General features: G+C 51.9%; 21 protein-coding genes. 12 read left to right on the top strand and 9 right to left on the bottom strand.

What is annotated here, in order from left to right; all coding sequences use genetic code 11:
- Positions 1–6 precede the first annotated feature (6 nt).
- The 6 genes from trxA (at position 7) to ACYX4J_RS20415 (ending at position 5,848) form a co-directional block, all read left to right on the top strand.
- Positions 7–336, top strand: coding sequence for a thioredoxin TrxA (trxA, locus tag ACYX4J_RS20440; protein ID WP_282930316.1), 330 nt, complete (start codon positions 7–9; stop codon positions 334–336).
- 365 nt (positions 337–701) lie between these two features.
- The gene (gene rho, locus ACYX4J_RS20435; protein ID WP_108731406.1) at positions 702–1,961 is read left to right on the top strand and encodes a transcription termination factor Rho; all 1,260 of its coding nucleotides are present in this window, start codon (positions 702–704) and stop codon (positions 1,959–1,961) included.
- Positions 1,962–2,236: 275 nt separating this feature from the next.
- Complete coding sequence (locus ACYX4J_RS20430) at positions 2,237–2,506, top strand: RNA recognition motif domain-containing protein (protein ID WP_020413665.1); 270 nt, start codon at positions 2,237–2,239, stop codon at positions 2,504–2,506.
- Positions 2,507–2,662: 156 nt separating this feature from the next.
- Complete coding sequence (gene ubiD, locus ACYX4J_RS20425; RefSeq protein ID WP_413664063.1) at positions 2,663–4,129, top strand: 4-hydroxy-3-polyprenylbenzoate decarboxylase; 1,467 nt, start codon at positions 2,663–2,665, stop codon at positions 4,127–4,129.
- Between the two features lie 578 nt (positions 4,130–4,707).
- Complete coding sequence (locus ACYX4J_RS20420; RefSeq protein WP_444940233.1) at positions 4,708–5,211, top strand: hypothetical protein; 504 nt, start codon at positions 4,708–4,710, stop codon at positions 5,209–5,211.
- A 307-nt stretch (positions 5,212–5,518) separates the two neighbouring features.
- Complete coding sequence (locus tag ACYX4J_RS20415; RefSeq protein ID WP_413664065.1) at positions 5,519–5,848, top strand: hypothetical protein; 330 nt, start codon at positions 5,519–5,521, stop codon at positions 5,846–5,848.
- Between the two features lie 197 nt (positions 5,849–6,045).
- On the opposite strand, the gene ACYX4J_RS20410 is transcribed toward ACYX4J_RS20415, so the two are convergent.
- The 9 genes from ACYX4J_RS20410 to gshB form a co-directional block, all read right to left on the bottom strand.
- Positions 6,046–7,074: an alpha/beta fold hydrolase gene (locus tag ACYX4J_RS20410; RefSeq protein ID WP_445360691.1), complete on the bottom strand. Its 1,029-nt coding sequence runs from the start codon at positions 7,072–7,074 to the stop codon at positions 6,046–6,048.
- A gap of 88 nt (positions 7,075–7,162) precedes the next feature.
- Positions 7,163–8,413 carry a heme biosynthesis HemY N-terminal domain-containing protein gene (locus tag ACYX4J_RS20405; protein ID WP_445360690.1) on the bottom strand — a complete coding sequence of 417 codons (1,251 nt, stop codon included), beginning with the start codon at positions 8,411–8,413 and terminating at the stop codon, positions 7,163–7,165.
- Positions 8,410–9,738, bottom strand: a complete 1,329-nt coding sequence (locus tag ACYX4J_RS20400; RefSeq protein ID WP_445355244.1) for a uroporphyrinogen-III C-methyltransferase — start codon at positions 9,736–9,738, stop codon at positions 8,410–8,412. Before ACYX4J_RS20400 ends, ACYX4J_RS20405 begins: the two co-directional genes overlap by 4 nt.
- 120 nt (positions 9,739–9,858) lie before the next feature.
- Positions 9,859–10,641, bottom strand: a complete 783-nt coding sequence (locus tag ACYX4J_RS20395; RefSeq protein ID WP_476177432.1) for a uroporphyrinogen-III synthase — start codon at positions 10,639–10,641, stop codon at positions 9,859–9,861.
- A 1-nt stretch (position 10,642) separates the two neighbouring features.
- Positions 10,643–11,560, bottom strand: a complete 918-nt coding sequence (hemC, locus tag ACYX4J_RS20390) for a hydroxymethylbilane synthase (RefSeq protein ID WP_476177431.1) — start codon at positions 11,558–11,560, stop codon at positions 10,643–10,645.
- A 77-nt stretch (positions 11,561–11,637) separates the two neighbouring features.
- Complete coding sequence (gene ruvX / locus ACYX4J_RS20385) at positions 11,638–12,060, bottom strand: Holliday junction resolvase RuvX (RefSeq protein ID WP_413664071.1); 423 nt, start codon at positions 12,058–12,060, stop codon at positions 11,638–11,640.
- A gap of 20 nt (positions 12,061–12,080) precedes the next feature.
- Entirely contained in the window at positions 12,081–12,665 is a 585-nt protein-coding gene (locus ACYX4J_RS20380; protein WP_282930307.1) for a YqgE/AlgH family protein, read from the bottom strand.
- 34 nt (positions 12,666–12,699) lie between these two features.
- Complete coding sequence (locus ACYX4J_RS20375) at positions 12,700–13,611, bottom strand: energy transducer TonB (RefSeq protein WP_475708949.1); 912 nt, start codon at positions 13,609–13,611, stop codon at positions 12,700–12,702.
- Between the two features lie 92 nt (positions 13,612–13,703).
- On the bottom strand, positions 13,704–14,660 hold the full coding sequence (gene gshB / locus ACYX4J_RS20370; protein ID WP_476177430.1) for a glutathione synthase: 957 nt from the start codon (positions 14,658–14,660) through the stop codon (positions 13,704–13,706).
- A gap of 350 nt (positions 14,661–15,010) precedes the next feature.
- Between gshB and pilG the strand changes: the two genes are divergently transcribed.
- The 6 genes from pilG (at position 15,011) to ACYX4J_RS20340 (ending at position 25,783) form a co-directional block, all read left to right on the top strand.
- Positions 15,011–15,406, top strand: a complete 396-nt coding sequence (gene pilG / locus ACYX4J_RS20365) for a twitching motility response regulator PilG (RefSeq protein ID WP_020413651.1) — start codon at positions 15,011–15,013, stop codon at positions 15,404–15,406.
- Positions 15,407–15,641: 235 nt separating this feature from the next.
- Positions 15,642–16,004, top strand: coding sequence for a twitching motility response regulator PilH (gene pilH, locus ACYX4J_RS20360; protein WP_108731421.1), 363 nt, complete (start codon positions 15,642–15,644; stop codon positions 16,002–16,004).
- Positions 16,005–16,020: 16 nt separating this feature from the next.
- Positions 16,021–16,560: a chemotaxis protein CheW gene (locus tag ACYX4J_RS20355; protein WP_413664074.1), complete on the top strand. Its 540-nt coding sequence runs from the start codon at positions 16,021–16,023 to the stop codon at positions 16,558–16,560.
- Between the two features lie 160 nt (positions 16,561–16,720).
- Positions 16,721–18,862, top strand: a complete 2,142-nt coding sequence (locus ACYX4J_RS20350) for a methyl-accepting chemotaxis protein (RefSeq protein ID WP_413664075.1) — start codon at positions 16,721–16,723, stop codon at positions 18,860–18,862.
- A gap of 139 nt (positions 18,863–19,001) precedes the next feature.
- Positions 19,002–25,268 (top strand): hybrid sensor histidine kinase/response regulator, encoded by a 6,267-nt coding sequence (locus ACYX4J_RS20345; protein ID WP_476177429.1) that lies wholly within the window; start codon positions 19,002–19,004, stop codon positions 25,266–25,268.
- 35 nt (positions 25,269–25,303) lie between these two features.
- Positions 25,304–25,783, top strand: a complete 480-nt coding sequence (locus tag ACYX4J_RS20340) for a chemotaxis protein CheW (RefSeq protein ID WP_282930302.1) — start codon at positions 25,304–25,306, stop codon at positions 25,781–25,783.
- Positions 25,784–25,802: the final 19 nt, after the last annotated feature.

Here is a 25,802-nt window from a genome sequence, read left to right as displayed (position 1 = left end):
TGCAATATGAGCGAGCACTCAATCGTCAACGTATCTGACGCTGAATTCGAAGCAGAAGTTCTCAAAGCTGAAGGCCCGGTGTTGGTAGATTTTTGGGCACAGTGGTGCGGTCCGTGCAAGATGATCGCTCCAGTGCTGGAAGACCTGGCAGGCCACTACGGCGATAAGTTGAAGATCGTAAAAGTAGACGTTGATGCGAATAAAGAGAGCCCGGCCAAATACAATGTCCGTGGTATCCCCACGCTGCTGCTGTTCAAAGGCGGCAATGTCGAAGGTACTAAAGTCGGCGCACTGTCCCGCGCGCAGCTGACTGAGTTTATCGACGGTCAGCTGTAAGACTGTCGTTTCCATCCTGCAAAGGGGGTAAATTTCTTTGCAGGATTGGAAACACCCGTTATACTGGCTGTAATTCTGAAATAGTTCAGCGGTCTTGAATTAAATGAGACGAGCTGACAAAACGCCCCTCCACAGGGTCCCTGACCATCCCCGGCGCGTATACTCCTCGAGTTGAACTTGTTCTGATAATGCTCCATAAATTGATTATGGAGAGCAAAAGTTTACTGAGTACTGTGGTCTTGGTAGGAAAAGGTACCTAGGTGTATCGGGTAAATAAACGAGCTAATCTCTAATATCAAACCCCTCCTCAAAATTTCAGGCGTGTCCGCGCCATATGACAACAGAAACATTAATAAGCAATTGGTATGAATCTCTCCGAATTAAAAACCAAACCCATTGAAGAGTTGATTGAAATAGCCAAAGGCATGGGCCTTGAAAACCTGGCCCGTTCGCGCAAGCAGGATATTATTTTCAATATCCTCAAGCGCCACGCCAAAAGCGGTGAAGATATTTATGGCGACGGCGTATTAGAAATCCTTCAAGATGGTTTTGGATTTTTGCGTTCTGCTGACTCCTCTTATCTTGCGGGACCGGATGATATATATGTATCTCCAAGTCAGATTCGCCGATTTAATTTACGTACGGGTGACTCAATTTCCGGAAAGATTCGCCCACCGAAAGAAGGTGAAAGATATTTTGCCTTATTAAAAGTTAACGAAATTAATTTTGACAAACCGGAAAACGCACGTAACAAAATTCTTTTCGAAAACCTCACTCCTCTTTTCCCCAACGATCGCCTCACCCTCGAGTGCGGAAACGGCTCCTCCGAAGACCTGATTGGTCGTATTATTGATCTTGTAGCTCCAATCGGGAAAGGCCAGCGCGGCTTGATTGTTGCGCCGCCGAAGGCCGGTAAAACGATTATGTTGCAAAATATGGCACAGGCCATTACGCGCAATAATCCAGAGTGCCATTTGATCGTACTGCTGATAGACGAGCGTCCTGAGGAAGTGACAGAAATGCAGCGCTCCGTGCGCGGTGAAGTTGTTGCCTCTACTTTTGATGAGCCGCCGGCACGTCACGTACAAGTTGCGGAAATGGTAATTGAAAAAGCCAAGCGCCTGGTTGAGCACAAGAAAGATGTGGTGATCTTGCTCGACTCTATCACCCGCCTGGCTCGCGCTTACAACACAACAGTTCCTAGCTCCGGTAAAGTATTAACCGGTGGTGTTGATGCTCACGCCTTAGAGCGCCCGAAGCGCTTCTTTGGGGCAGCGCGAAATATTGAAGAAGGCGGAAGTCTGTCTATTATTGCTACTGCACTTATCGATACCGGCTCGAAAATGGACGAAGTGATTTTCGAGGAATTTAAAGGTACCGGTAATATGGAATTGCAGCTGGATCGCAAAATTGCTGAAAAACGCGTATATCCGGCCATTAATGTGCGCAGATCCGGCACTCGCCGGGAAGAGCTGTTAATGCCTGAGGGCGAGCTGCAGCGAGTGTGGATTTTGCGTAAGCTGTTACACGATATGGAAGATGTTGCATCGACTGAATTCCTAGTGGATAAATTGAAAGATTTCAAGACAAATGACGAATTCTTCCTATCCATGAAACGGAAATAATTTTTGTATATAAAGTAGCGCCTAAAAAGGCGCTCTTTATTTATTAGGAGCAGAATAAGACGATTAATTGCGTCTATTACTGTTGAAAAGGCGAGCCATTAGGCATATAAAGTTCCACATTGTGGCGCTTGATATGGATTTTAGGCAACGCGCCTTACTGAATTGGCCCAGGGGTTTATTTCTCCGCAAAGGGCCAATCTCAAATGGTTAATCTGGTGGAGCTGGTTATCCATTTGTGACTGCACGACAGCCCACACACCTAGTGAGAACCTTTTGTGAATATCTATATTGGAAATCTGGCCTACGCGGTAACCTCTGACGACCTGCACGAAGCTTTTGGTGCATTCGGAGAGATCTCTCGGGCTACTGTTATCACCGACCGTGAGACTGGCCGCTCTAAAGGCTTCGGTTTCGTAGAAATGCCTAACGACGATGAAGCGCGCAAAGCTATCGAAGAGATGAACGACCAACCGCTGTCTGGCCGTAACATCCGCGTTAACGAAGCTAAGCCTCGCGAAGATCGTCCGCGTCGCCCCCGCTTCTAAGCTGTAAAAAGCTTATTATTTCCGCGGCTCGCAGCCTAGGCTTGCGAGCCGCGACTCCCTCCCGCCTCTCTCTTCATTCCAATTGGTGTGTTGTTACCCATCCTGCGCCTTCTGTTTTACACTGCGCTCTGGTTTATAGTCACGCCTTGTTAGCCCATGAAATATAAAGATCTACGCGACTTTATTAAGTTGCTGGAAAAGCGCGGTCTACTAAAACGAATCAAGCACCCTGTTGACCCCATTTTGGAAATGACAGAAATTTCCGATCGCGTATTGCGAGCTGAGGGGCCTGCATTGTTGTTTGAGAACCCGGTAGGCTTTGAGACCCCAGTTCTTGCCAATCTTTTCGGAACACCAGAGCGAGTCGCCCTGGGGATGGGAAGAGAGAGTGTTGCCGAACTGCGTGAAGTGGGAGAACTGCTGGCTTTCCTCAAGGAGCCGCAGCCACCGGAAAATCTCCGCGATGCCTGGGAGAAGTTGCCGGTCTTTAAGCAGGTCCTGAATATGGGGCCAAAAGTCGTAAAGGGTGCAGTTTGCCAACAGATAGTCCTTGAGAGGGATCAGGTTGATCTGCATCAGCTGCCAATCCAAACCTGCTGGCCGGGAGATGCCGCTCCGCTGGTCACTTGGCCCTTAGTAATTACCCGAGGGCCTGAGAAGAAACGGCAAAATCTGGGCATATACCGGATGCAATTAATCGGAAAGAACCGCCTAATTATGCGTTGGCTCAGTCATCGCGGGGGGGCGCTGGATTATCGGGACTGGTGCAAGAAGCATCCCGGTGAACCCTATCCGGTAGCTGTTGCCCTGGGTGCCGATCCCGCCACAATTCTGGGGGCCGTTACCCCAGTGCCGGATACTTTGTCTGAGTATGCCTTTGCCGGCCTGCTGCGGGGGGATAAGACAGAAGTGACCGATGCCTTACTCAGTGATCTTCAGGTGCCTGCCAGTGCCGAATATGTTCTGGAAGGGTTTATCTATCCCAATGATATGGCTGATGAGGGTCCCTATGGGGACCACACCGGTTACTATAACGAAGTGGACAGCTTCCCTGTGTTTACGGTAGAGAAGGTTACGCACCGTAAAAACCCCATTTACCACAGCACCTATACCGGGCGCCCACCGGATGAACCTGCGATTTTAGGCGAGGCTTTAAACGAGGTTTTTGTGCCAATCCTACAAAAGCAATTTCCTGAAATTGTCGACTTCTATTTGCCGCCGGAGGGATGCTCTTACCGTCTCGCTGTGGTCACTATGAAGAAGCAGTATGCGGGTCATGCCAAGCGGGTAATGATGGGTGTCTGGTCTTTCCTGCGTCAGTTTATGTACACCAAGTTTGTTATTGTCGCTGACGAAGACGTCAATGCCAGGGATTGGAAAGATGTAATCTGGGCGATGACCACGCGTATGGACCCGGCGCGGGATACGGTGATGGTAGAAAATACTCCGATTGATTATTTGGATTTTGCTTCTCCGGTCTCCGGTTTAGGCTCAAAAATAGGTTTTGATGCGACAAATAAATGGGAAGGTGAAACTAGTCGTGAGTGGGGTGTACCTATTGAGCGCGACCCGAATGTGGTTAAAAAGATTGATGAAATATGGTCTAAATTGGGTCTCGAATAAGCACGGCGTTATATTCTCAGTACTCCCGTCCGAATAAGCGCCTCTGGTGGCGCTCAGTACAGTGACCGCTTAGCGGTCACTCTTTATTTTTCCTCTTTCTCTACATATATAATTTTTATTGCTGGCGTCGCAGTTAGGTATGGGCTCGACCGTGGCTCTGAATTAACTATAAGGAATGCTTTAATGAGGAGAATTTATTTAGTACGCATGATAGAGATAGTTGTTTTCGTATTTTGGTATTAGTACCAAGTGAGCAGGAATAAAATACTGGAAATAATAATATCGAAGAGTTTATATCTGTAGTTATTTGGTATGCAGCCATACCTTGAATAGCCATTGCCAGAATAAAAGTGTGGGGGCTAATCCGAGCGTATTTGTCGCCATTTATTTTTGAATTGGAAATTAAATATAATTTATCTTCTTGATGAGCAGAGATATGGATATTATGTCGGCCAATGCGATGAAGCGTATTGCTATTCGTATCATGAAAATATAAAAAAACAACTGTGGAATAACCACTCCTGAAATTTCTATTTTGAGGGGGCTTGTTGTGTATTTTTCTAAGGTTGGACGGGAATATGATAGGAAATTTATCAAAACTAGTAGTTCTATTTTTGGGGATAGCAATATTTCAGCCTGTGATTGCCAGCCAGGATAATGATGCAGAGGCAATTTTTGAGAAGATCAAAGGGCTAGCTGGAGAGTGGAGAGAGGAAGGGACGGAAAATGACGATTTTGTTATTAGTTTTACTGATACAGCTGGGGGAAGTGTGGTACTGGAAAGTTGGCTCTATAACGGGCACCAACATTCCCTGACGGCCTACCACTTGGATAACGACAATTTAATAGTGACGCACTATTGCCCCCAGGGTAATCAGCCCAGGTTAAGCTGGCAAAAAAATAGTGCTGAAGATACTTTGGCATTCTCTTTCAAGGATGTAACTAATTTTACTTTGGACAGTAAGAGTCGTCTGGATAGCCTCACTTTTACTTGGTTAGGTAACGGCAAGTTACAACGGGAAGAGACTTACTTGAAGAACGGGGAGCAGTTACCCTCATCCTTGACTCTGGTACGTAAATAAGCTGCCAAATCGTTATTAACTGATAGTTTAGATGTATTATTTCTCAAAGCTGGAGAGAAATTCGCGCCAGCTTTTTTATTTGTGAACTTTATTGTGGTTTTGGTTTATATAAGTATGATTCGCGACTGGATTTGCATGCTGCTGCCAGTTTATTGGCATGGGGTGACAGTGCAGGCTGTGCCCGGGTTGTGTTTTTGCTTATGGCGACATGCTGCATTGAAAACAAGTGGATATCTAATTCCTGGGGTTGGGAAACGGTAGAAGTTGGAAGTGAGTAAATAACTAAAATTAAATGGAGAGGTAACAAATGGAATTAATTATTTTTGTAATTATTATGGTGGCAGTTCTTGTTCTGCCTCTGAAGTTGGCAGCTGCTATGTTGGGGGCGAAAAATACGGGTGTTTTTTATTGTCTTTTCGCTTTGCTGTTGGCCCTAATTATTCAAAGAATTGTTGGCGGCATGTTGCCGGGGGTGACGGATAGCGCTGGGATTTTAATGACAATTCCCCTGGCTGCTATTGCCTATATGCTGGTACTTGGTACGGGTTTTTTAAAGGCTATTCTAATCGCCCTTTTACAAGGGGTAATTACTTATTTTGCCATGCTACTCTTTGTGGGATTGCCCTGGGCTGTTTAAAAACGAAATAAATTCTCGTAGAAAATCTGCAAGCGGCGACTTATTGAATGTTAAATCGCCATTTGCACTATCATTGATTACTAATAGTTTCCTTGCGTACAAGCTATAACTTTCTGAAAAATGGACGCTCTACACATCAGTCTCTGTGCCAATGATGTGTTTCCTAGATAGGGTTTCTACTGGGCAGTCTGTAGGTCCTACTTTCCAATAGGAGCCGCAAGAAATTTACTTAAAACATCAATATAAGTTGGAAAGGCTTCGAACTGGGGTAAATGTCCAACCCCCTCCATCTCAACTAATTCGGCTTTGGGGATTTCTGCTGCTGTACGCTTGCCTAATTGATCGTACCGGCCTAATTTTTCTTGTACAGCTTCAGGCGCACGGGCGCGGCCAATAGCTGTTCGATCTCGGGTACCTATAATCAGTAGGGTGGGCACCTTGATATTGGCAAACTCATAAAGTACCGGTTGAGTGAATACCATTTCGGAGGTTAGGGCATCCACGGTTGCCATATGAGCCGCATCGGGTCCCAGGGTCCAGCCAGCTTGAATATCCAGTAGCGGGTTATATTCTTCGCGCCACTGCTCAGAAAAGTAGGCTTTACTCATGTAGCGTTTGATAGATTCTGGAGTTTGTTTTTTCTCGCGAGCAATGGCTTTGTCCAAAGGTTCATAGGGAACCCATCGCTTCCAGTCTTCAAGGCCTATAGGATTTACAAGTGCTAACTTTTTGACTCGCTCCGGGTACATCAGGGTAAACCGGGTAGCCAGCATACCTCCCATAGAGTGCCCAACTACAATAACCTCTCTTATTTTCAATTTATCCAATAAAACCTTGGTATTGTTGCTAAGCCCCTGAAAAGTATATTGGGTAAGCGGTTTACTGGATTTTCCGAAACCGATCTGGTCAGGTGCTATAACCCGGTACCCTAGCTGACTGAGTTGGGAGATAGTCTCCTTCCAGTAGGCCGCCGAAAAATTCTTTCCGTGCAACAGGAGTACCGTTCCTCTTGCATTTTTACCCTCTACAGGCGGTACATCCATAAAGGTCATTGCCAGTGGCTGCCCCTGTTGTTCGAAATGAAAGTGATGAACTGGATAGGGATATTCGTAATCAGTTAAGGCTTTATCTTGAGGCGTTATTGAATATTCAGCAGATGCATGGCCGGTAAAAAACACACTGGCGGTAAAAAGTAAGGCAACTATGTAGCGCACAAAGAGGGTCACAGCCGTGTCCTTATTGGTAAACGGGAGTTCACTATAGGCGCAATTGGGGGGTAGCTGAAAGGCCCGTCGGCCTTTCAGGGGGGATGACTCAGGCGTGTGCGCCCAGTAGGGGAGTGCCTTGGCTGGGCATAGGCAACTGGGGCAAGTCCTTGACTGCTTGTAGCAAACCTTCCTCATAGAGTTTTGCTGCTTTGTCTTTTTCCCCAAGGGATTGAAATAGGCGAGCCAGTTCAGCGGAGGTAGCGGGGTCTTGGCGCAACAACAGGCTTTTCTCAAAATATTGCTGAGCTTTGCCCCAAAGTTCATTGCGCATTGAGAGGCGCCCGAGACAGGTTAGCAATGCAGCACTTTCCCCATACTCTTTCAGCCAGCCTTCAGCTGCAGATATTTGTGCCGCAGGGGCGGCCCCCACCAGGCAGCCGTAGAGTTCGGCAAGCTTGGGGTCCCAAGCTCGATTGAGTAGCCAGCGCAAATGCTTCTCTGCCTCTGTATCTTCGCCAATCCGATGCAGTTGCTGCGCATAGAGACTGCGCAGGGCTTCGTTGCGTTGCCAGCGGCCACTCAGGCTTTGCCAGGTATCGTGTAATTTATCGATATCTTTGCGATTAGCTGCTTCGGTCAGCTGATGTTGATACACCTTGAGTTCAAGCTGGTGCAGCTCAGCTTCGGGCATGTTCGCATGTTTCTCCAGCTCGGGCAGTAATGCGCGAAGACGGCTCCAGTCACCCAGAAGGTAATAAGCCTGCTTGAGAAGTTGTAACAGGGCAGGATGTTTCGGCTCGAGCTGCTTGGCGCGCTCCAGGCTGGCAATACACTGCTCGTAATGTTTATCGAGGAGCTGCATACGAGCTTGGCTTAGGGCTACAGCCAGGCGGGTATCTTCACCACAGGCCTCCGCCTTGGCGAGTAATTCATTGGCCTCCTCACGAAAGCCCAGCTCAAAGGCGCTGCGCGCTGCCGCCAAATAATTGATCAGCGGGGCTTCAGATCGAGGGGCGCTCTTCAGCAGCTGACGACGGGCCCGGGACCAGTTGCCCTCCATAAATTCCACCAAGCCGCTGGTCAGGCGTCGGCGCGCTACACGCTGGCGACCAAATCTCAGCCGGTCGACACTACCTCGGAATCCGCGAAAGATACTGCGAGCCAGCCAAATGGCAAAGAAGAGGATAATTAGAGCTGCTGCCAGCGAGAAAATTGCGAACCAGAGGTTCATCTCGTAGCCTTTATTCAGCTCACCGCCAATACCGATTACCAGGTAGCCGGGATAATTGTTAATAGCCTCCGGTAGAAAAGCGCCGAGCAGCAGTAGTACCAGAGCGGTGAAGAACAGTTTTTTCACTGGCTCTCCTCCTGTTGCGAGGCAGTTGGTGTGGTGGTGCCGGATGTTTTGTGTAAACGCTCAATATAATTGCGCAGGGCAAGCTGGGAGGCGCTGAGGTCAGGCATTTCGACCTGGATACGTTGTTTGCTAAGTTCCGTTAGTTGTTGGGCCAGCGCATCGCGCTGCGGACTGGCAGTGCCATAACTGAGTAGTAGCGACCGCGCACTATCCAGAGCGTCCCTGTAAACCGTGGTATCGCCGCGAAGCAATGCCAGTTGGGCCTGCTCCATATAAAGGCGCAGAGTCTGGCGAAAGCGAGCTTCACTCTGAGGGGACAGCATTACCGGGTTGATGTCTCCATCAATGGGGCGCACCGATTCGCGCATGAAGCGGGTGAAGTTGTGCCACTCCCGCTTCCACAGGGGGGCACTCTCCTCAATGCTGGGCTGCTCTTCACTGGGTTGTTCTGCCGAAGCCATATCGAATTGTGGTTGGATATTTGTGCGGATTAGCTGTTCTTCCAAGGCGCTGAGACGGAGGTATAAACCCTGGCGATCGATGTTTTGGACCAGCTTCAGTGAGGTGATGTCACGGGCAAGCTGTTGGCGTACCCCGTACAGATCCGGTAAGTCCACATTGCGCAATATCTCGTCCACGCGTTCGACCAGCCCCAGCGCAGCGCGACTATCGTCTTCGAGAAGCAGGCGCTGGTTGGCTAGACGCAACAGATAATCTGCCTCAGCCAATTGCCAATCGTCGCGGCTTACATTTCCCAGCTGACCCAAGCGGTTTCCCTGTGCGGTGACACTGCGCTGCATGGAAGCCAGTTGCTGCTGCAGTTGGGCGATAGTGCGATTTTGTCGCTCCAGTTGATTACGTAAATTGGCATCGGCCTGCTCCAGCTGATTGAACTCCCCGGAATAATCGGGGGTTTGGGGTTCAGTTGGGGCAGGGGTAGCAGCTGGGGTTTCCGAAGTGGTATTGGAGGTCGGCGCTTGGGTGGTGTTTTCAGCGGCAACCGGCACTTCCGTTGCAGGGGTAATAGTGGTGGTGCTCTCCGGGGCTGCCGTTTTTCCGGGTAGATAGTTGAGGTAAGCGCCAAGGTGTTCGCGCAGCTGAGGAGAGTTGAACCAGGCCAGTGAGGCCACAGCAATCAAAATGAGGATGAACAGTAGCCACCACCACAGCCCATTGGATCTACTGGCCGCAGCACCGCCGCTGGCTTTACCAGTAGAGGCTTTTTCCTCTGAGGCTTTGGCGAAATTACTTTTGCCTTTTACAGGCTTTGTGTTTTCCGGGGGCTCATTGGTCGCGGCTATATTTTGATCTTTTTTATCGGTCATGGGTATGGCGGCGCAGGTGGAAAATGTCGTCAGATTATAACGAGTGGCGCGAGCCTTAATAGCGGGCTAAACGCCGTTTTAAGATTTTTAGCGCAAAGCGGTCGAGAATTCGATAGCAAATCAGCCGAGGGCTTTACGCAGTGTTTCCAGCATAGCGTTATCGCCGGCATTTAGCGCGCTATAGCAATGGGCAAAACCAAGCTCATTTGCCCGAGTGGCAACTCGTATACTCGGGCAGATAAGAGCGGTTTCAAAGAGTGTATTGCGGTTTATCTGGCGGATACAGGTAACCAGGTTATCGAGTGTTTCACCGCTGTGCACACTGATAATATCGGGTTGGAATTTATACTCAGCCAGGGAGGTTGCAGCCTCCGGTGGCAGCACTCTCCGATAGAGTTCGCAATAAGTTACTCGCGCACCCCTATCACTCAAGGTGTCGCCGATAAGAGGGCGGCCACCGGAGCCGCGAAAAATAAGGACTCTTTTCCCGTCCAACTGCTGTAACCAGGGTAGGCGCAGCAACTCCTCGGAGTTCATTGTATTGCCACTTTGCTCACAGGGTATACCGCGCTTCTCCAGGGCGCTTGCGGTTGCTGCGCCGATCGCCAAAAAGCGAGGACCCTGGGGAAACTGTGGCCAATAATCTTCAAGCCAGTCTACGCCGTAGTGCACGGCGTTCTGGGAAACAAAGATCGCGACATCCGTTTGATCGAAGTCGAGGATTGAGTTTTTTAAGGCCTGTATGGCAGCTTGATCCTCAATTAGCTCTATGCCGAGCATGGGGATGTTATCTACTTGGGCCCCCAGGCTGCGCAGTAGCGCACACCAGTTATCAGCCTGCTGCGTTGGCCGCGTACTGAGAATACGTTTGCCCTGCAGCAGGTTGGAGGTGAGATCGCTCATATCAGAAAGCGGCGAGGATTTTATCGGCACCATCGGCCAGTAACTGTTCCGCGAGCTCAGTACCCAGGCGCTCTCCCTCAGCGGCAGGGCCACGATTGTCGGCATGTATTATGGTTTTGCCATCGGGACTGCCAACGAGTCCGCGCAACCACAGGGTGTCACCATCCAGCTCGGCGTAGCAGCCGATAGGCACTTGGCAGCCGCCGTTGAGGCGCTTAACCAGGGCGCGCTCCGCACTGAGTCGGGCTGCAGTTTCCGGACAGTGGAGCGGTTGGATCAAGGCTTCCAGTTCGCTATCGCGGCGCGACTCGATACCCACTGCGCCCTGTCCACCAGCGGGGAGCAGGATGTCTGTTGCCAGGAAGCTGCGGATGCGTTCCGGCATCTCAAGTCGCAGCAGTCCGGCCGCAGCGAGGATGATTGCATCGTAATCGCCGGCATCCAGCTTGGCCAGTCGGGTATTCACATTGCCCCGTAAAAAGGTGACTTTGAGGTCCGGGCGACGGGTAAGTAATTGGCACTGTCGGCGCAAGCTGGAAGTGCCGACTACTGCGCCCTGGGGCAGGTCATCAAGGCTGTCATAAAGATTACTGACAAAGGCATCGCGGGGATCTTCACGCTCACAAATAATCGGCAGGTGAAGTCCTTCGGGGAATTCCATGGGGACATCTTTCATCGAGTGAACTGCGATGTCCGCACGGCCTTCGAGCATCGCCACTTCCAGTTCTTTAACGAACAGGCCTTTGCCGCCCACTTTGGTTAGTGGGATGTCCAAAACCTGGTCACCCCGGCTGGTGAGGGGCAGTAACTCGATAAGAAGTTCGGGATGCGCCTGTTGCAGGCGGTCTTTGACATAGTTGGCCTGCCACAGGGCCAAAGCACTCTGTCGGGTGGCAATGCGAATACGATCTATAGACATGCGGCTCAATCACTTATTGGTTGAAGCGGCCATTCTAACAGAGTCGCAATGCAGTGAGGCTCTCTGTAGCCGAGGGGCTAGCCCCTGGTGCGCAGCCAGTCTTCGAGAATTATCCGTGCGGCTATTGAGTCCACTGGGTCTTGTGCGTAGTTGCCACGATGTCCGCGTTCGTTGGCCTCTTCCTTGGCGGCTCGAGTGCTTAAACGCTCGTCGATCAGCTCTACCGGTAGTCCATAGCGACCGTGCAGGCGCTGGCTGAATTTTCGCGCACGCACGCCAAATTCACTTTCGCTGCCATCCATATTGAGGGGGAGGCCAACCAGTAAAAGGTGGGGCTGCCACTCTTTGATCAGGCCTTCGACGGAGTCCCAATTGGGCTTGCCATCTTTGGCGGGTAGTGGGGCCAGTTCCCGTGCTCCACCGGTAAGGCTCTGGCCGTAAGCTACGCCAATAGAGCGGGTTCCAAAGTCAAAAGCTAGCGCTGTGACGGGTTTATTCATAGGGGTCAGTAATTTTTCTGTTAGGCGTGGCCAGCTTGGGAGCCGAGGCCGGAAAGATCGATGCCGTGGCGGGCGGCGGCGCTTTGCCAGCGTTTTTCGACCGGTGTGGCGAATAGGGTTTCGGGCTCTGCCGGCAGTGTCAGCCAGGCGTTTTCTGTCAGCTCCTGCTCCAACTGACCGGGCCCCCAGCCCGCGTAGCCGAGGGCGAGTAGTACATCGTCAGGGCCGCGCCCTGCGGCGAGGGATTCGAGGATGTCCTTGGAGGCAGTCAGGCTGATATCTGAATTGATTTCGGTGGTAGAGTCGAAGTGCATGCCGGTGCCGTGCAGTACAAATCCCTGCTCTGGTGACATGGGACCGCCCAGTAGAACTGGTTCGTCACCGCGCAAGCTGAGATCCTCCAGAGACAGCTGCTCGAATACCTCGTGCCAGTGCACTTTACTGGGCATATTGATCACTATGCCCATGGCACCGTCGCTATTGTGCTCAACAATCAGTGCGATAGCGTGTTTGAAGCGCGGGTCCTCCATACCGGGCATAGCCAGAAGGAACTGGCCGCGCAGGTTTCCGTGAGTCAGGTCGCTATCGATATTCGAATTAGGCATAGATCAGTAATAAACCGCCAGTTGAAAGCCCATTTTAGCCTCGGCTGGGCAGATCCCCCGCAGAAGTAGTAAGTCCCCCGGTTCTTTCGAATTGCCAGGTACGGATAATTTCTAGTCGATCAACCTCGTTCTTGATCTCTACTGGGAAGGGAGCGAAGGGAGCAGCCAGACGCACAATTTGTTGGGCCGCATCATCGAGAATGCGCTCCCCGGAGGATTGAAGAATAACAACCTTCTCGACGGCTCCGGTGGGAAGCAACCGCACCATCATGCGTAACTCGCCACTAATTTGTTTTTCCAAGGCCTCTTCGGGAAAGTTATCACTGCCAACAGCTTCTATCTTCTGGCGCCATTCATGTAAATAAGCGGCATCGGCTGAGGCTCTGGTAGCTACAGATGTCAATCTGCGTACTCGGGGGCGCTCGGCAATAGTTTGGCGAATTTTATCGAGACGCGCCTCTAGGCTAGCTATTTTAGGGTTGCTCAATGGCAGGTCATTGGGTGCGTCGCCGCGCTTTTCCTCGGATAACTTATCTTCTGCCGAAAGTTCAGGAGCCTGAACCGGGCTCTCACCAACTGTGGTAATTAACAGGCGGCGCTGCTCTGCTGGCCGCGCAGATTGTTGTTGTGGCAAAGGCGTCACGCGATGAATTTGCGTATCGGCAAACTCGGCACGGCGCTTAGTGGATAACTCTTTCCGAGAGTCTGCGGTACCACTGGCTAATTGGTTGTGCTGTGCAAAGTAGTCAGCATCCTCTGGGGCCTGAGCGGAATTTTGCAAAGAAAGTGTGACTTCAAGTGTCGGTGGCGCCTGTGCACCTTTCGGAGCAGCAAAAGCCACTCCGAAAACAATTAGCGCATGTAACGCGGCGGCTAGAAATAATGAGAACACAAAGCGTTCACGCTGCATTGCATGAAACTGTGTTGCGTTGGCAGAGGAATTCATTATCTATTATCAACTACTACTTATTCGGGCGTGCGTTTCACACAGCCTTGTTCTCAGTGGTAAACCGCCCTGAGAGTTATCAAACGCCCAGTTTACCTTTTTTGTGCCAGCAGGTGTGTGATGCCGCTCATTAGTCGCGCGCCTATGTCCGTATTGTAAGCGGCATCAATTTCCCGTACACAAGTGGGACTGGTAACGTTAATTTCTGTTAGGTAGTCACCAATAACGTCCAGCCCGACAAATAACAGACCTTTTTCCTTCAAAGTGGGAGCGACTTGCTCAACGATCCAACGATCTCTATCGGTCAGGGGGCGTGCTTCGCCGCGCCCGCCGGCTGCAAGATTGCCGCGAGTCTCGCCCGCTTCCGGAATTCGCGCCAAGCAATAGGGAATCGCTTCACCGTTAACGACCAGGATACGCTTGTCACCGTCTTTGATTTCGGGGATGTAACGCTGCGCCATAATCTGCTGGCGGCCGTGGTCGGTAAGCATTTCCAGAATTGCTCCCAAGTTGGCGCCGTCCGGTTTGCAATGAAAGATGCCCGCACCGCCCATACCGTCTAGAGGTTTAAAAATGACATCTTGATGAGTTCGGTGAAATTCCCGCAGCTTGGCCATATCGCGACTGACTAGAACCGGTGGGCAGCACTGGGGGAAACTTGTCGCAAAAATTTTCTCATTACAGTCGCGTAGTGCCTGGGGCTTGTTGACTACCGTCGCACCTTCGCGCTCTGCGGCTTCGAGAATATAAGTGGAATAAATATATTCATTATCAAAGGGGGGATCGACGCGCATCAGGATTACATCCAGCTCGCCGAGTGGCATTTCTCTGGATTCTTCCAGAGAAAACCAACGATTTGCATCGTCAAAAACCTGCATAGGGCAGCCGCGCCCAGTTGCGCGTCCATTCTCCAGGTAAAGATGGCTCTGCTCGAAATAAAATAGCTGGAAACCACAATCTTGTGCGGCTTGTAACAGTGCAAGCGTCGTATCTTTTTTAAAATTGATCTGGGCGATGGGGTCCATCACCACACCGAGGGAATAATTCATACGGGTTTCCAAATCGTTGGGTATTTCTATCCCAGTTATCACTGGTTCTGCTCCCAAATTTGTGGCCGCTACCAGCGTTGTTGGATAGATAAGGTAAGAGCAGCTTTGCGAAGGTGCAACCTTCTTAACGCAATACCTTCAATGAATGTATAAGTGGTGATAATTTGAACTGCGTCGCCTGCAGTGTGTCGACTCAGCTAGATTCGCCTGGGGTTCTGTGATAAAAGTTCGTCTCAGCGTGCGACCTTCGCCAGGCTAGGCGCCCGGACCCCGCAAGCGGTTTGAAAAAAGGGCGCAACTAAAGTTTTCGCGTGCCCGAAAATAAGTAAACAGGGGATTCAAAAAAGACTATGGAGCTTAACTGGGAAAGTCTGACTGTCATGGTGATCGACGACAGTAAGACAATTCGCCGCACTGCGGAGACGTTGCTGCAAAAGGCGGGCTGTACCGTGGTCACCGCGACAGACGGTTTTGATGCGTTAGCAAAAATCGCGGACTCCCGTCCGGATGTCATTTTTGTCGATATTATGATGCCGCGCCTGGATGGCTATCAAACATGTGCGTTAATAAAAAATAACAGCGAATTCCGCTCCACCCCTGTTGTAATGTTGTCGAGTAAGGACGGTTTGTTCGATAAGGCAAAAGGGCGTGTTGTTGGTTGCGATCAATATCTGACCAAACCTTTTAGTAAGAGCGAGCTGCTGGGTGCTATTTCCGCTCATGCCAAGCCGCACCATGCCGCATAAGTGGCCTACAGAAAAAGAAAATATAGATAACGGACTCCATTGTGGGCATTGTGCCCACAAGCTCGGTACCAAAATTTAATTTGAGTACAGATTTTCCGGTTGTTACATACCGGTTGATTTTTGTACCCACACTATCGGTAGTCATAGTGCATCTCGGCACATGCTAGCGAGGATAATCACAACAAAAACCGCCGAGCGCAGTAGTTGTTGCCGAAAAGATGTCATGGGGGAAATGATGGCAAGAGTACTAATAGTTGATGACTCTCCTACAGAAACACATAAGCTGACAACCATTCTTGAAAAAAATGGCCACGCAGTAATCACCGCTCCCAACGGTGAAAGCGGAGTTGAAGTAGCCCGCGCCGAACGCCCCGATCTGATCCTGATGGATATTGTGATGCCGGGTCTCAACGGTTTCCAGGCCACCCGCCAATTGAGCAAAGACAGCAATACCGGTGAAATTCCGATCATTATGGTAACTACCAAAGATCAGGATACAGACCGTGTCTGGGGTATGCGCCAGGGAGCCAGGGCTTACCTGACCAAACCTGTCGATGAGAGCAAATTGCTGGATGCGATCGGGGAGGTGTTGGCCTAATAGCCAGCTGCGAAAAGTGCAGTCACAAACACCTTATTTAGCTCTGGTTGATATTGCACGGCGCGCCAAAGCGCAGGCCACTGGCCTGCCTGGCCGCCGGGAAATCAAACCCTACTGGACCGGTATCGGTTTCTCTCTTCTGGATAACCACTTTGTCGCCTCCATGGATGACGTTGTGGAATTGCTCGAAGTGCCACAGCACACCTTTATTCCGGGCGTTCAGCCTTGGGTAAAAGGCGTCTCTAATGTTCGTGGTCGCCTGCTTCCCCTTATTGATCTCGCAGCTTTTTATGGCGGCTACCTCTCAGGTCCGCGCCAGCAACGTCGTGTTTTGGTGCTCGAGAGGGATAAGACCTACGTGGGGCTTATCGTGGATAAATTGTTTGGGATGCAGCACTTGGCGTTTGAGTATGCCCGTGAGGCACCGACAGATTTGAGTGAACCATTTGCGCCAATGGTGCACGGCCAGTTTGTTTTACAGCAGCATCGTTGGCTCGTTCTCGATATGCGGGCACTGATCAAGGATGCGCGTTTTATGGATGCAGCTTTACGCTGACTAATCCAGTTCTTTCTTTCCGGTAGCCGAGGGTGGTCGACCGGATGGCCCGCAATTAGTGCAGGGATGTACAGCACTGACTGAGGGGTCTTGTCATTAAAGCGTTAAAACTAAAGTGGTATTAAACCGGCCTAATGCAATGGCCCGCTAGGAGTAAATTATGAAACCAGGCTCCCAGAGTTCCTTTTCCGCGCTGCGCAGTAACCCTGCCGCGCTGGTATTAGGTCTACTGGTACTCGCCACGCTGGCGGGGCTTATTGTCAGTATTTATTTGGTACAGACTCGAGACGAGCAGGATAAAGAGTACCTGCAGCAAGTCGCCGAGTTGCGGGCCCTTTCCTATCAGGTAGTTTCCTATGCGCCGGCGGCAACCGCAGGCGATAGTGAGGCCTTTACCGAGCTGGAAAATGTTACCGAAGAAATGGCTAATGCCTGGAACCAGCTTCAGCGAATGGATGACAATAGTCGCCGCGCCCTGGGTGCTCAGCTGTCTGCTTACGATCAGGTTTGGCGCAGCTTGCGCGAGCAGGTCGATACGATTATCGGCAACCAGGAAACCATCGTATTTCTTAACGATATCGCTTCAACGCTGAGTGACTCGCTTCCGGAATTACAGGCTGAGCACAACAATATTGTAGAAATTCTGCTGGCTAACAACGCCCCGGCAAATCAGGTGGAACAGGCCCAGTTGCAGGTTTGGCGTGCGGAGCGTATTGGTCGAAATATCGATAAAATGCTCCAAGGTGGCGATGATGCCGAAGCCGCCGCTGACCAGTTTAATACCGACGCCAGTCTTTTCGGTAAGGTGGTTGACGGTATGAAGAGCGGCGATGTGGTGATGGGGATTTCCCGTATCACCGATGAAGAGGCTCGCCACTCATTGGATGAAATTACTGAGCTGTTCGGCTTTGTAAGCACCTCCGTACGAGATATCTTCGAAGCAACTCCAGCCCTGTTTGCTACCCGCCAGGCCTCTGACGGCATTATCGCGTCATCTCCCCAGCTGATCGAAGCATTGAGTACGCTGAATGACCGAATCGTAAACCTTTCAGATGATCGCCAGCCCAACAACTTGACCATTGCTGCACTGGCTTTGGTCTTCGTTTTGTTGATCTTCGGTATGATGGCGATGGCATTCTCCGGTACCCGCCGAAACCTGAAAAAAGAGGAAGATACCAACGAGCGTAACCAGCACGCGATTATGCAGTTGCTGGACGAGCTGGCCGACCTCGCCGACGGTGACTTGACCACCTCTGCAACGGTAACCGAAGCCTTTACTGGTGCGATTGCCGACTCCATTAACTTTACTATTGACCAGCTGCGTGTGCTGGTATCGCGGATTAATGGCGCTGCACAGGAAGTATCTGGCTTGTCCCAGGAAACTCAGCAGACTGCACTGCACTTGGCCGAGGCCTCTGAGCACCAGGCACAGGAAATTGCCGGAGCTTCTGCCGCGGTTAACGAAATGGCGGTCACCATTGACCAGGTATCTGCCAACGCCTCCGAATCTGCCCAGGTAGCCGAGCGCTCAGTACATATCGCAAGTAATGGCGCCAAGGTGGTACAGAACACCATTAAAGGCATGGATAACATCCGCGAGCAGATTCAGGATACCTCCAAGCGAATTAAGCGCCTGGGTGAATCCTCCCAGGAAATTGGCGATATCGTAAGTTTGATTAACGACATTGCCGACCAGACCAACATTCTTGCATTGAATGCCGCGATCCAGGCGAGCATGGCCGGTGATGCCGGTCGAGGCTTCGCGGTGGTTGCGGATGAGGTACAGCGACTTGCGGAGCGCTCTGCAGCTGCAACCAAGCAGATCGAAGGTCTGGTAAAAGCGATTCAGTCCGATACCAACGAGGCGGTAATCTCCATGGAACAAACCACCAGTGAGGTGGTACGTGGAGCTCGTCTGGCCCAGGATGCGGGTGTTGCACTGGAAGAAATTGAAAGTGTATCCAACAACCTGGCATCGTTGATTCAGAACATTTCTAACGCTGCCCGTCAGCAGGCTTCGTCTGCAGGCCACATTTCCAACACGATGAACGTGATTCAGGAAATTACCTCGCAGACTTCTGCGGGTACCCAAGCTACCGCCCAGTCCATTGGTAACCTGGCGCAGACCGCGAGTGCACTGCGCGAATCCGTTGCCGGCTTCAAACTTCCGCAAGAGGAAAGTGTTGAAAGCAACAGCGAGCTGTATGACGTGGAGTTGCCGGAAATGGATACAGATACTTTCGCTATTGAAGGTGAAGATACTCATTCATTGGAGTCCCGCGAAGACCGGGCCCTGGCCTAACCCACACAATAATGCCCGGCCATTATGAAAGTTGGCCGGGCGCAAAAGGGGCGCACGGAATTGCTTCCGATAAATCCGCGAGTTTTTCTCGCAGAAAACTGTAGCGCTTGAGTACTGAATAAATTATTGGGGACTTGGCGTGAGTCACGACAATCCGAACTTCATGGCCTTGGATTGGCTGATCGGTGAAATTAACGAGACTTTGGCACAAGCGCGCCAATTTCTTGAGACGTTCGCTGTAGAACCCGATGCGGGTGCCTCTCTTCTGCAAAACAGCTTGTCGCTGGTGCACCAGGTGCACGGTAGCTTACATATGGCACAGCTAAGTGGTGCCGCGATGTTAGCAGAAGAGATGGAGCAACTTATCCAGGCCCTCGCCACTGGTGCGGTTGAAAATACCGACGAGACGCGCGAATTTTTGATGCGCGCATTGCTGGAGTTGCCCCTTTACCTCGAAAAGGTTTCTTTTCAGCGTCGTGACAATGCCGTTCTCTTACTTCCCCTGATGAATGACTTGCGCGCAGTGCGCCGCGAGCGATTGATCAGTGAAGGAGCGCTTTTCTCGCCAGAACTGTCTTCATTGGCAACGGTGATTGGAAAGCGCCAGCCCCTCGTCGCCGATAGCGCCCGCTTAAATGACCTGGTCACCAAGTTGCGCAAGATGTATCACGTAGCGGCTGCGGGTCTGATCCGGGATGTAAACAGCGGCGAAAGCCTGGCTTACCTCACCAAGATTATTGAAAAAATGCAGCTGCTTTACAGTGGTAGCTGCCGCCAATCCCTGTGGGAAGTACTGTTCGGTATTTTGGAGGCGCTCGGCGAACACCGTATTAATGTGCAGCCCGCACTGCGCCATTTACTGCGCAAGGTGGATATTGAATTCAGGTTGTTGCAGGGGCGTGGCGCAAAGGTATTGGACGCGCGCCTGGATCAGGACTTTCTGCGCAACCTACTTTTTTATGTCTACCTCGCCGGTCCGAATGGGCCGCACTGCGAGAAACTCTACCAGCGCTTCGCACTAGATAAGGCGGTTCCCGGTACGCCTCGCCCGGATACTGAAGATGTATTGGCGATGGGGCCAGAAGCCCTGGGCAGTGCAATTGCTGCAGTGCGCGATGAACTGCAATTGGTGCGTGAAGCACTGGAGCCCAGTACAACCGATACAGAGCAACCCTCGCTGTCAGATACGGCCGCTGTGGCCAAGCGCCTCGCGGATACACTCGGTATTTTGGGATTGGAAGCGCAGCGGGTTCGCGCTCGCAGTGTCTACGAAGACCTTCGCGATGCTTCCCGTGGTACTGACGTTGAAGAGTACCTGATGCGTGCCGCCGGGGAATTGGTTCAGCTTGATTCAGCGCTTGCCGCCACCGTCGATCGCAATAAAAAAGTCGACGATGAGCAGCCCATTATGGGCGACGCCACTGACTCTGTATTACGCGAGGCCAGACTCGGTCTGGAAGCGGTAAAAGAAGCGGTCATGGAGTATGTGGCCAGCCATTGGGATATCAGTTACCTGAGTCGTGTGCCACAGCGTTTACAGGAAGTCTGTGGTGGTCTCGAAATGGTGGGTTACCAGCGAGCGGGTGAAATCATCTCCGCTTGCAACCGCTATATTGGCAGCTCCCTGATTGAGGCTGGAGAACAGCCCGAATGGACAATGCTGGATACTCTGGCAGATGCCATTACCAGTGTTGAATACTACCTGGAGCGTCGTGCGGAAGGTCTGGCTGATGCAGAAATGCTTTTGGCACTGGCTGAAGATAGCGTAGAGGCTTTGGGCGTTTCGCTGAAGATCGTCGACGAGAGTGAGGCCGACGCCAGTCTGGAAGCGCCCCCGATATCAGAACCCGAACTGCCAGATCTTATTGATTACGATTTAATCCCCGATGACGAAGCCACTGCGGTTTCTGACGAATCTCTGGACTCTCAAGCTGAAATAAATGCGGAAGAGTCATCTGCCATAACTTTGCAGCTGCCTGTCGATGAAGCAGATTCTGTTGTGGAGTCCGAGCTGGAAATCGATGGAGAGTCTGTTCCGGAGGAGTCTTGGTTCTCTGATGGGGCTCCTCAGGTTGAAGCTGCTCCGGTACTTGAAGTTGAAACTGGGATAGAGGCTCCTGAAGCTGAGGAAGCGCCTGCTGAGATTGCTGACTTCATTGAAGCTGCACCGATGGTAGAGTCTGCTGAGGTTGAGCCGGTTGCTGCGGTTGCAGAGGTCGCGGATACGACGGAGGAACTCGGTGATGACACTGAGAGCCTGATTGACGATGAAATTATCGAGATCTTCCTGGAAGAAGCCGGGGAAGTTCTTGCGCATATCAGTTGTTACTTCCCGGAGTGGGCTGCCAATTTTGCCAATCAGGATGCCTTGGTAGAGTTTCGTCGGGGCTTCCATACCCTGAAGGGGTCGGGCCGTATGGTCGAGGCCCTGGATATTGGTGAACTGGCCTGGTCTGTGGAGAATATGCTCAACCGGGTTATCGATGGCAGCGTGAAACCCGGGCCTGCCCATGTATACCTGATTGAGCAGGTGTATCAGAAGTTCCCCTCAATGATTGAGGCGTTTAAACACGGACAGAGCGACCCCGATCAGCAGCTTACCCTGCAGTTACAAGCTTGGGCTGAGCAGCTGAGTGCGGGAGAGATGCCCGCTGATCTGGAAGCCCAAAGTGCAGGCGGTGTCGCGGCAGTTGACGTTGTTGAGGACACCGGAGAAGACCTGGCTCAACTCTGGGAAATTTTTGCCCAGGAGGCAGAGACGCACCTCAATGTCGTAGATGAGTATTTGCAGGATATGCAGGCTGCCGCGCCTTTGTATGGTGTTCCCAGCGATCCAATGCACCGGGCACTCCACACACTTAAAGGCTCCGCACATATGGCGGAAGTCAAAGTGGTTGCCGAAATTATGGCGCCACTGGAGCGCTTCGCTAAAGAGCTGCGTATTTATCAGGTGCCTATCGATGCGGATATTTTTGATCTGATCAATGATAGCGCCACCTATGTGCGTGACGTGCTGGAACAGATTCGCTCTTCAGAGCCTCTCGCAATAGAGAAATCGGAACAGTTCCTTGCTCGCGTTGCTGAATTGCAGGAGCGCTCTGTAGGCCACTTGATTCGCGAGCGTGAGGCGAATGAACCTCGCGCGGTCGATCCCCAGCTTCTCGAAGTCTTGATGGCTGATGGCATGCGGGTGCTGCTTGATGCAGACCAAATGCTGACTGAGTGGCGTGCCGACCCGGCAGATAAAAGTCGTGTTGTATTGGTCGCTGATGAGCTCAATGTTCTGCAGGAGGCGGCCAGCCGAGCGCAGTTGCCGATCCTGGCTGAGCTCGCTGAGCTGTTGCTGAATGTTTATCGCAAAGTCCTTGCTGGTGACCTTGAGCAGGAGCCCGCACTATGGGCCTCTCTTGAGCAGGGACACAACGAGTTGCTCGATTTAATCGATGCAGTAGCAGCAGCACAAGACCTCCCTGAAGTCAGCGAAGCTGTGGAAGAGGCGCTTCGCTACCTGGCTCAGGGTGAGGAAACCAGTTCTTCAGCAGAAGATGACTACGACCTCGATGAACTGGGAATCGATAGCGAAGCACTGGCTATTGCCGAGCCTGAAGAGCAGGCGCCGGAGCCCACGGGAGTAACCGAGCTCCTGGTTTCAGAAGCATCCCCTGATGAGTGGATTGAGCCACCTGTATTACAGGTGTCGCACGATGGGGGATCTCTCGATGGCGAGGCTGAGGATTCGGAAATTCCTCAATTGCAGGCCATAGAAGTTGAGGCCGCCGTTGAGGACGTTTCTCAATTTGAAGAACCCTTCTCTGCACCTGAAGTTGAACCTGCTGGCGACCTGGCTATCGAGCAACCGGGTAGCGAGGTGTCATCACAGGATTCCGCTCAATCAGTCGATTTACAGAAGTTGTTGGCAGACATTGACCCGGATGTTGTCGATGTCTTTATGGAGGAGGCGGGAGATCTTACCGATGAGCTGGAGGAACTGATCCAGAGTTGGGAAGAGGAGCCGGAAGGCCGCGAGCAAGGTGAGGCCCTGAAGCGTGTATTGCACACCTTTAAAGGTGGTGCACGTATGGCTGGCCTAATGGGGTTGGGTGAAGTAGCTCACCGTTTTGAAACGGTGATCGAAGGCATGCGCGACAACGATCGGCCCTCCGCAGATTTCTTCGCCAATGCCCATGGTATCCACGATCGTCTCGCCGATGGAGTAGAGACAGTTCACGCCTGGATGGCTGGTGAACAGCTTGATGCTTTTGTACAGCTGGTCAGCACCGATTGGGCGGATCAGAAGCCGGCTAACTCGGCAGCTGCAGAAGCAGTTATTGAATCTGAAGTTTCAGACGAACAACCTCAAGAAACTGTTCTCGTAGCGGATGCGGAACAAGGTGATGAAGTCATTGCGGCCGAGAGTACTCAGCCGGATGCTGATGTAGTTGCTACGCAGCTGCCCGAGATCGCTGTAGGTCAGGAAGGCGATAACGTTTTGCCGTTTATCCGCAAGGCCGGTAATGCAGAGCAGGAGGTAGCGGCACCGACCCGGAACCAGCCCCAGGAGATGGTGCGTGTAGCTGCTGAACTTCTGGAGGAGTTGGTAAACCTCGCCGGTGAGACTGCAATTTCCCGTGGTCGTCTTGAAGAGCAGATGAGTGAGTTCGGTCTCGCCCTAGACGAGATGGATGTGACGCTGGTGCGTCTCAACGAACAGCTGCGCCGCCTGGACCGCGAGACCGAGGCTCAGATCCTGTTCCGCCAGGAGCAGTTGGCAGAACAGGACGGCGACTTCGATCCGCTGGAAATGGACCGTTACTCGTCTATTCAGCAGTTATCCCGCTCCCTGCTGGAGTCCACATCTGACTTGATGGAGCTGCGCTCCACTCTGAATAACAAGGCGCGGGATACAGAGACCCTGTTGCTCCAGCAGTCCCGAGTAAATACCGAATTGCAGGAAGGTCTGATGCGCAGCCGCATGGTACCTTTCTCCCGTCTGGTACCGCGCCTGCGTCGCATCGTGCGCCAAGTAAGTGCTGAGCTGGGCAAGCAGGTCGAGTTGGGATTCTCCAACGTTGAAGGCGAGCTGGACCGGTCCATGTTGGAGCGTATGGTTGCGCCACTGGAGCATATGCTGCGCAACGCTGTGGACCACGGCATTGAAATGCCAGAGGAGCGTTTGGCTGCCGGCAAGTCTGAGCGTGGGCGTATCGATGTGGCGCTGAAAAGGGAGGGCAGTGAAGTTGTCCTCACCATCCGCGATGATGGTGCCGGTGTCAATTTGATCCGAGTACGTGAAAAGGCCGTGGAAAATGGCCTGATGAGGCCGGATGCTGAGCTCTCGAATAATGAGATTCTTCAGTTCATTCTGCAGGCTGGTTTTACCACTGCAGAAAAAGTTACCCAGATCTCTGGCCGGGGTGTGGGCATGGACGTTGTATCCGCCGAGCTGAAGCAGATCGGTGGCAGCGTCCATATCAACTCAGAGGCAGGCGCAGGAACAGAATTTGTCGTTCGTCTGCCGTTCACAGTTTCGGTTAACCGCGCTTTGATGGTGCGAATTGGCGATGACCTGTTTGCACTGCCGCTGAATACTATCGAAGGTATTGTGCGCCTCAGCCCATTTGAGCTGGAGCACTACTATCGCTCAGATGATGCGCGTTTCGAATACGCCGGAGAACTCTATCAGGTTAGCTATTTCGGTACTCTGCTGAAGTCTGGTGCTCAACCCAAGCTCAGTGTCGATGATATGCAACTGCCCGTTTTGTTGGTGCGCTCTGAAGGGCACGCTATGGCATTACAGGTGGATGCCATTAAGGGCAGCCGCGAGATTGTAGTGAAAAGCCTCGGCCCGCAGTTCTCCGGGGTTCAAGGGGTATCAGGTGCAACGGTAACTGGTGATGGTAGCGTCGTGGTGATTCTCGACGCTCACGCCCTGCTGCGCCGCCAGGCCACCCAGCTGGCAAGGCCGGAAGTGCCACAGCTTCAAATTCAGGAAGAGCCTGAAGTGCAGTCCGAGCAGGAGGCGCGCCAGCAGACCGTTATGGTTGTGGACGACTCGGTTACGGTACGCAAGGTAACGACGCGCTTCCTGGAGCGAGAGGGCTATCTGGTTAGCACTGCAAAGGATGGTCAGGATGCGGTTATCCAGCTGCAGGATAAGATCCCGGATCTGATCTTGCTGGATATTGAGATGCCGCGTATGGATGGCTTCGAGGTTGCCCGCCATATTCGCTCCAGCAGCCGCCTGCGCGATATTCCTATCGTAATGATTACTTCGCGTACCGGTAATAAGCACCGCGATCACGCTATGTCCCTGGGAGTTAACCACTACCTGGGTAAGCCTTACCAGGAAGATGTACTGCTGGCGGCTATTCGTGAGTACGCGGATGCCGAAGCTGTCGGAAGCTGAGACGGCAAATATCAGGAATAATATAGAGATAGGCAATGAGTGAAGTTGAAGCGCTGCCGGTAGATGTCCCCCAGGAAGTGAGTAGCCTGTTATTGCCCCTTGAGCAGGGGCAGCTGCTGGTGCCGGTGGACAGCCTCTCAGAGGTTGTTGCAATGCAGACGCCGATGGCAGTTCAAGATGTACCCGAGTGGTATTTGGGAGATCTGATCTGGCGGGAACAGCGCCTGCCGGTGGTATCTTTTGAAGTGATGCGTGGTGGTGCCTTGGGAGCAGTTGCAGAAGAGGGGCGTATTGCGGTGCTGAGTACGGGAAATCCCGATGGTGAGCTGCCGTATTTTGCATTGCTCTTGCGCGGCACTCCGCGCCTGGTACGGGTTACCCCTGAGGAGTTGGCACTGCGAGAGCAGCCGCTAAGCCCTGGAGAGTTAATGCATGTGGCGCTTTCTGGTGAGGAGGCGGTTATTCCCGACCTGCAGGGATTAGAGCGGGCCTGCCTGCGCTATCGCAGTGACTGAGTTGTTTTGCGATGTATCA

The sequence above is a fragment of the Microbulbifer sp. ABM4_008 genome (genome assembly GCF_056311705.1).
Note: the sequence above shows the minus strand (reverse complement) of the source record. Positions and strands in the feature narration are given on the sequence as shown.

Bases quoted from the DNA above. Each gene is read 5' to 3' on its own strand.
- gshB (WP_476177430.1), bottom strand. From the start codon at position 14,660: ATGAATTATTCCCTCGGTGTGGTGATGGACCCCATCGCCCAGATCAAT.
- ACYX4J_RS20350 (WP_413664075.1), top strand. From the start codon at position 16,721: ATGAAACCAGGCTCCCAGAGTTCCTTTTCCGCGCTGCGCAGTAACCCT.
- ACYX4J_RS20395 (WP_476177432.1), bottom strand. From the start codon at position 10,641: ATGAGCGATCTCACCTCCAACCTGCTGCAGGGCAAACGTATTCTCAGT.
- ubiD (WP_413664063.1), top strand. From the start codon at position 2,663: ATGAAATATAAAGATCTACGCGACTTTATTAAGTTGCTGGAAAAGCGC.
- ruvX (WP_413664071.1), bottom strand. From the start codon at position 12,060: ATGAATAAACCCGTCACAGCGCTAGCTTTTGACTTTGGAACCCGCTCT.
- pilG (WP_020413651.1), top strand. From the start codon at position 15,011: ATGGAGCTTAACTGGGAAAGTCTGACTGTCATGGTGATCGACGACAGT.
- rho (WP_108731406.1), top strand. From the start codon at position 702: ATGAATCTCTCCGAATTAAAAACCAAACCCATTGAAGAGTTGATTGAA.
- hemC (WP_476177431.1), bottom strand. From the start codon at position 11,560: ATGTCTATAGATCGTATTCGCATTGCCACCCGACAGAGTGCTTTGGCC.
- trxA (WP_282930316.1), top strand. From the start codon at position 7: ATGAGCGAGCACTCAATCGTCAACGTATCTGACGCTGAATTCGAAGCA.
- ACYX4J_RS20420 (WP_444940233.1), top strand. From the start codon at position 4,708: ATGATAGGAAATTTATCAAAACTAGTAGTTCTATTTTTGGGGATAGCA.
- ACYX4J_RS20415 (WP_413664065.1), top strand. From the start codon at position 5,519: ATGGAATTAATTATTTTTGTAATTATTATGGTGGCAGTTCTTGTTCTG.
- ACYX4J_RS20340 (WP_282930302.1), top strand. From the start codon at position 25,304: ATGAGTGAAGTTGAAGCGCTGCCGGTAGATGTCCCCCAGGAAGTGAGT.
- ACYX4J_RS20400 (WP_445355244.1), bottom strand. From the start codon at position 9,738: ATGACCGATAAAAAAGATCAAAATATAGCCGCGACCAATGAGCCCCCG.
- ACYX4J_RS20380 (WP_282930307.1), bottom strand. From the start codon at position 12,665: ATGCCTAATTCGAATATCGATAGCGACCTGACTCACGGAAACCTGCGC.
- pilH (WP_108731421.1), top strand. From the start codon at position 15,642: ATGGCAAGAGTACTAATAGTTGATGACTCTCCTACAGAAACACATAAG.
- ACYX4J_RS20375 (WP_475708949.1), bottom strand. From the start codon at position 13,611: ATGAATTCCTCTGCCAACGCAACACAGTTTCATGCAATGCAGCGTGAA.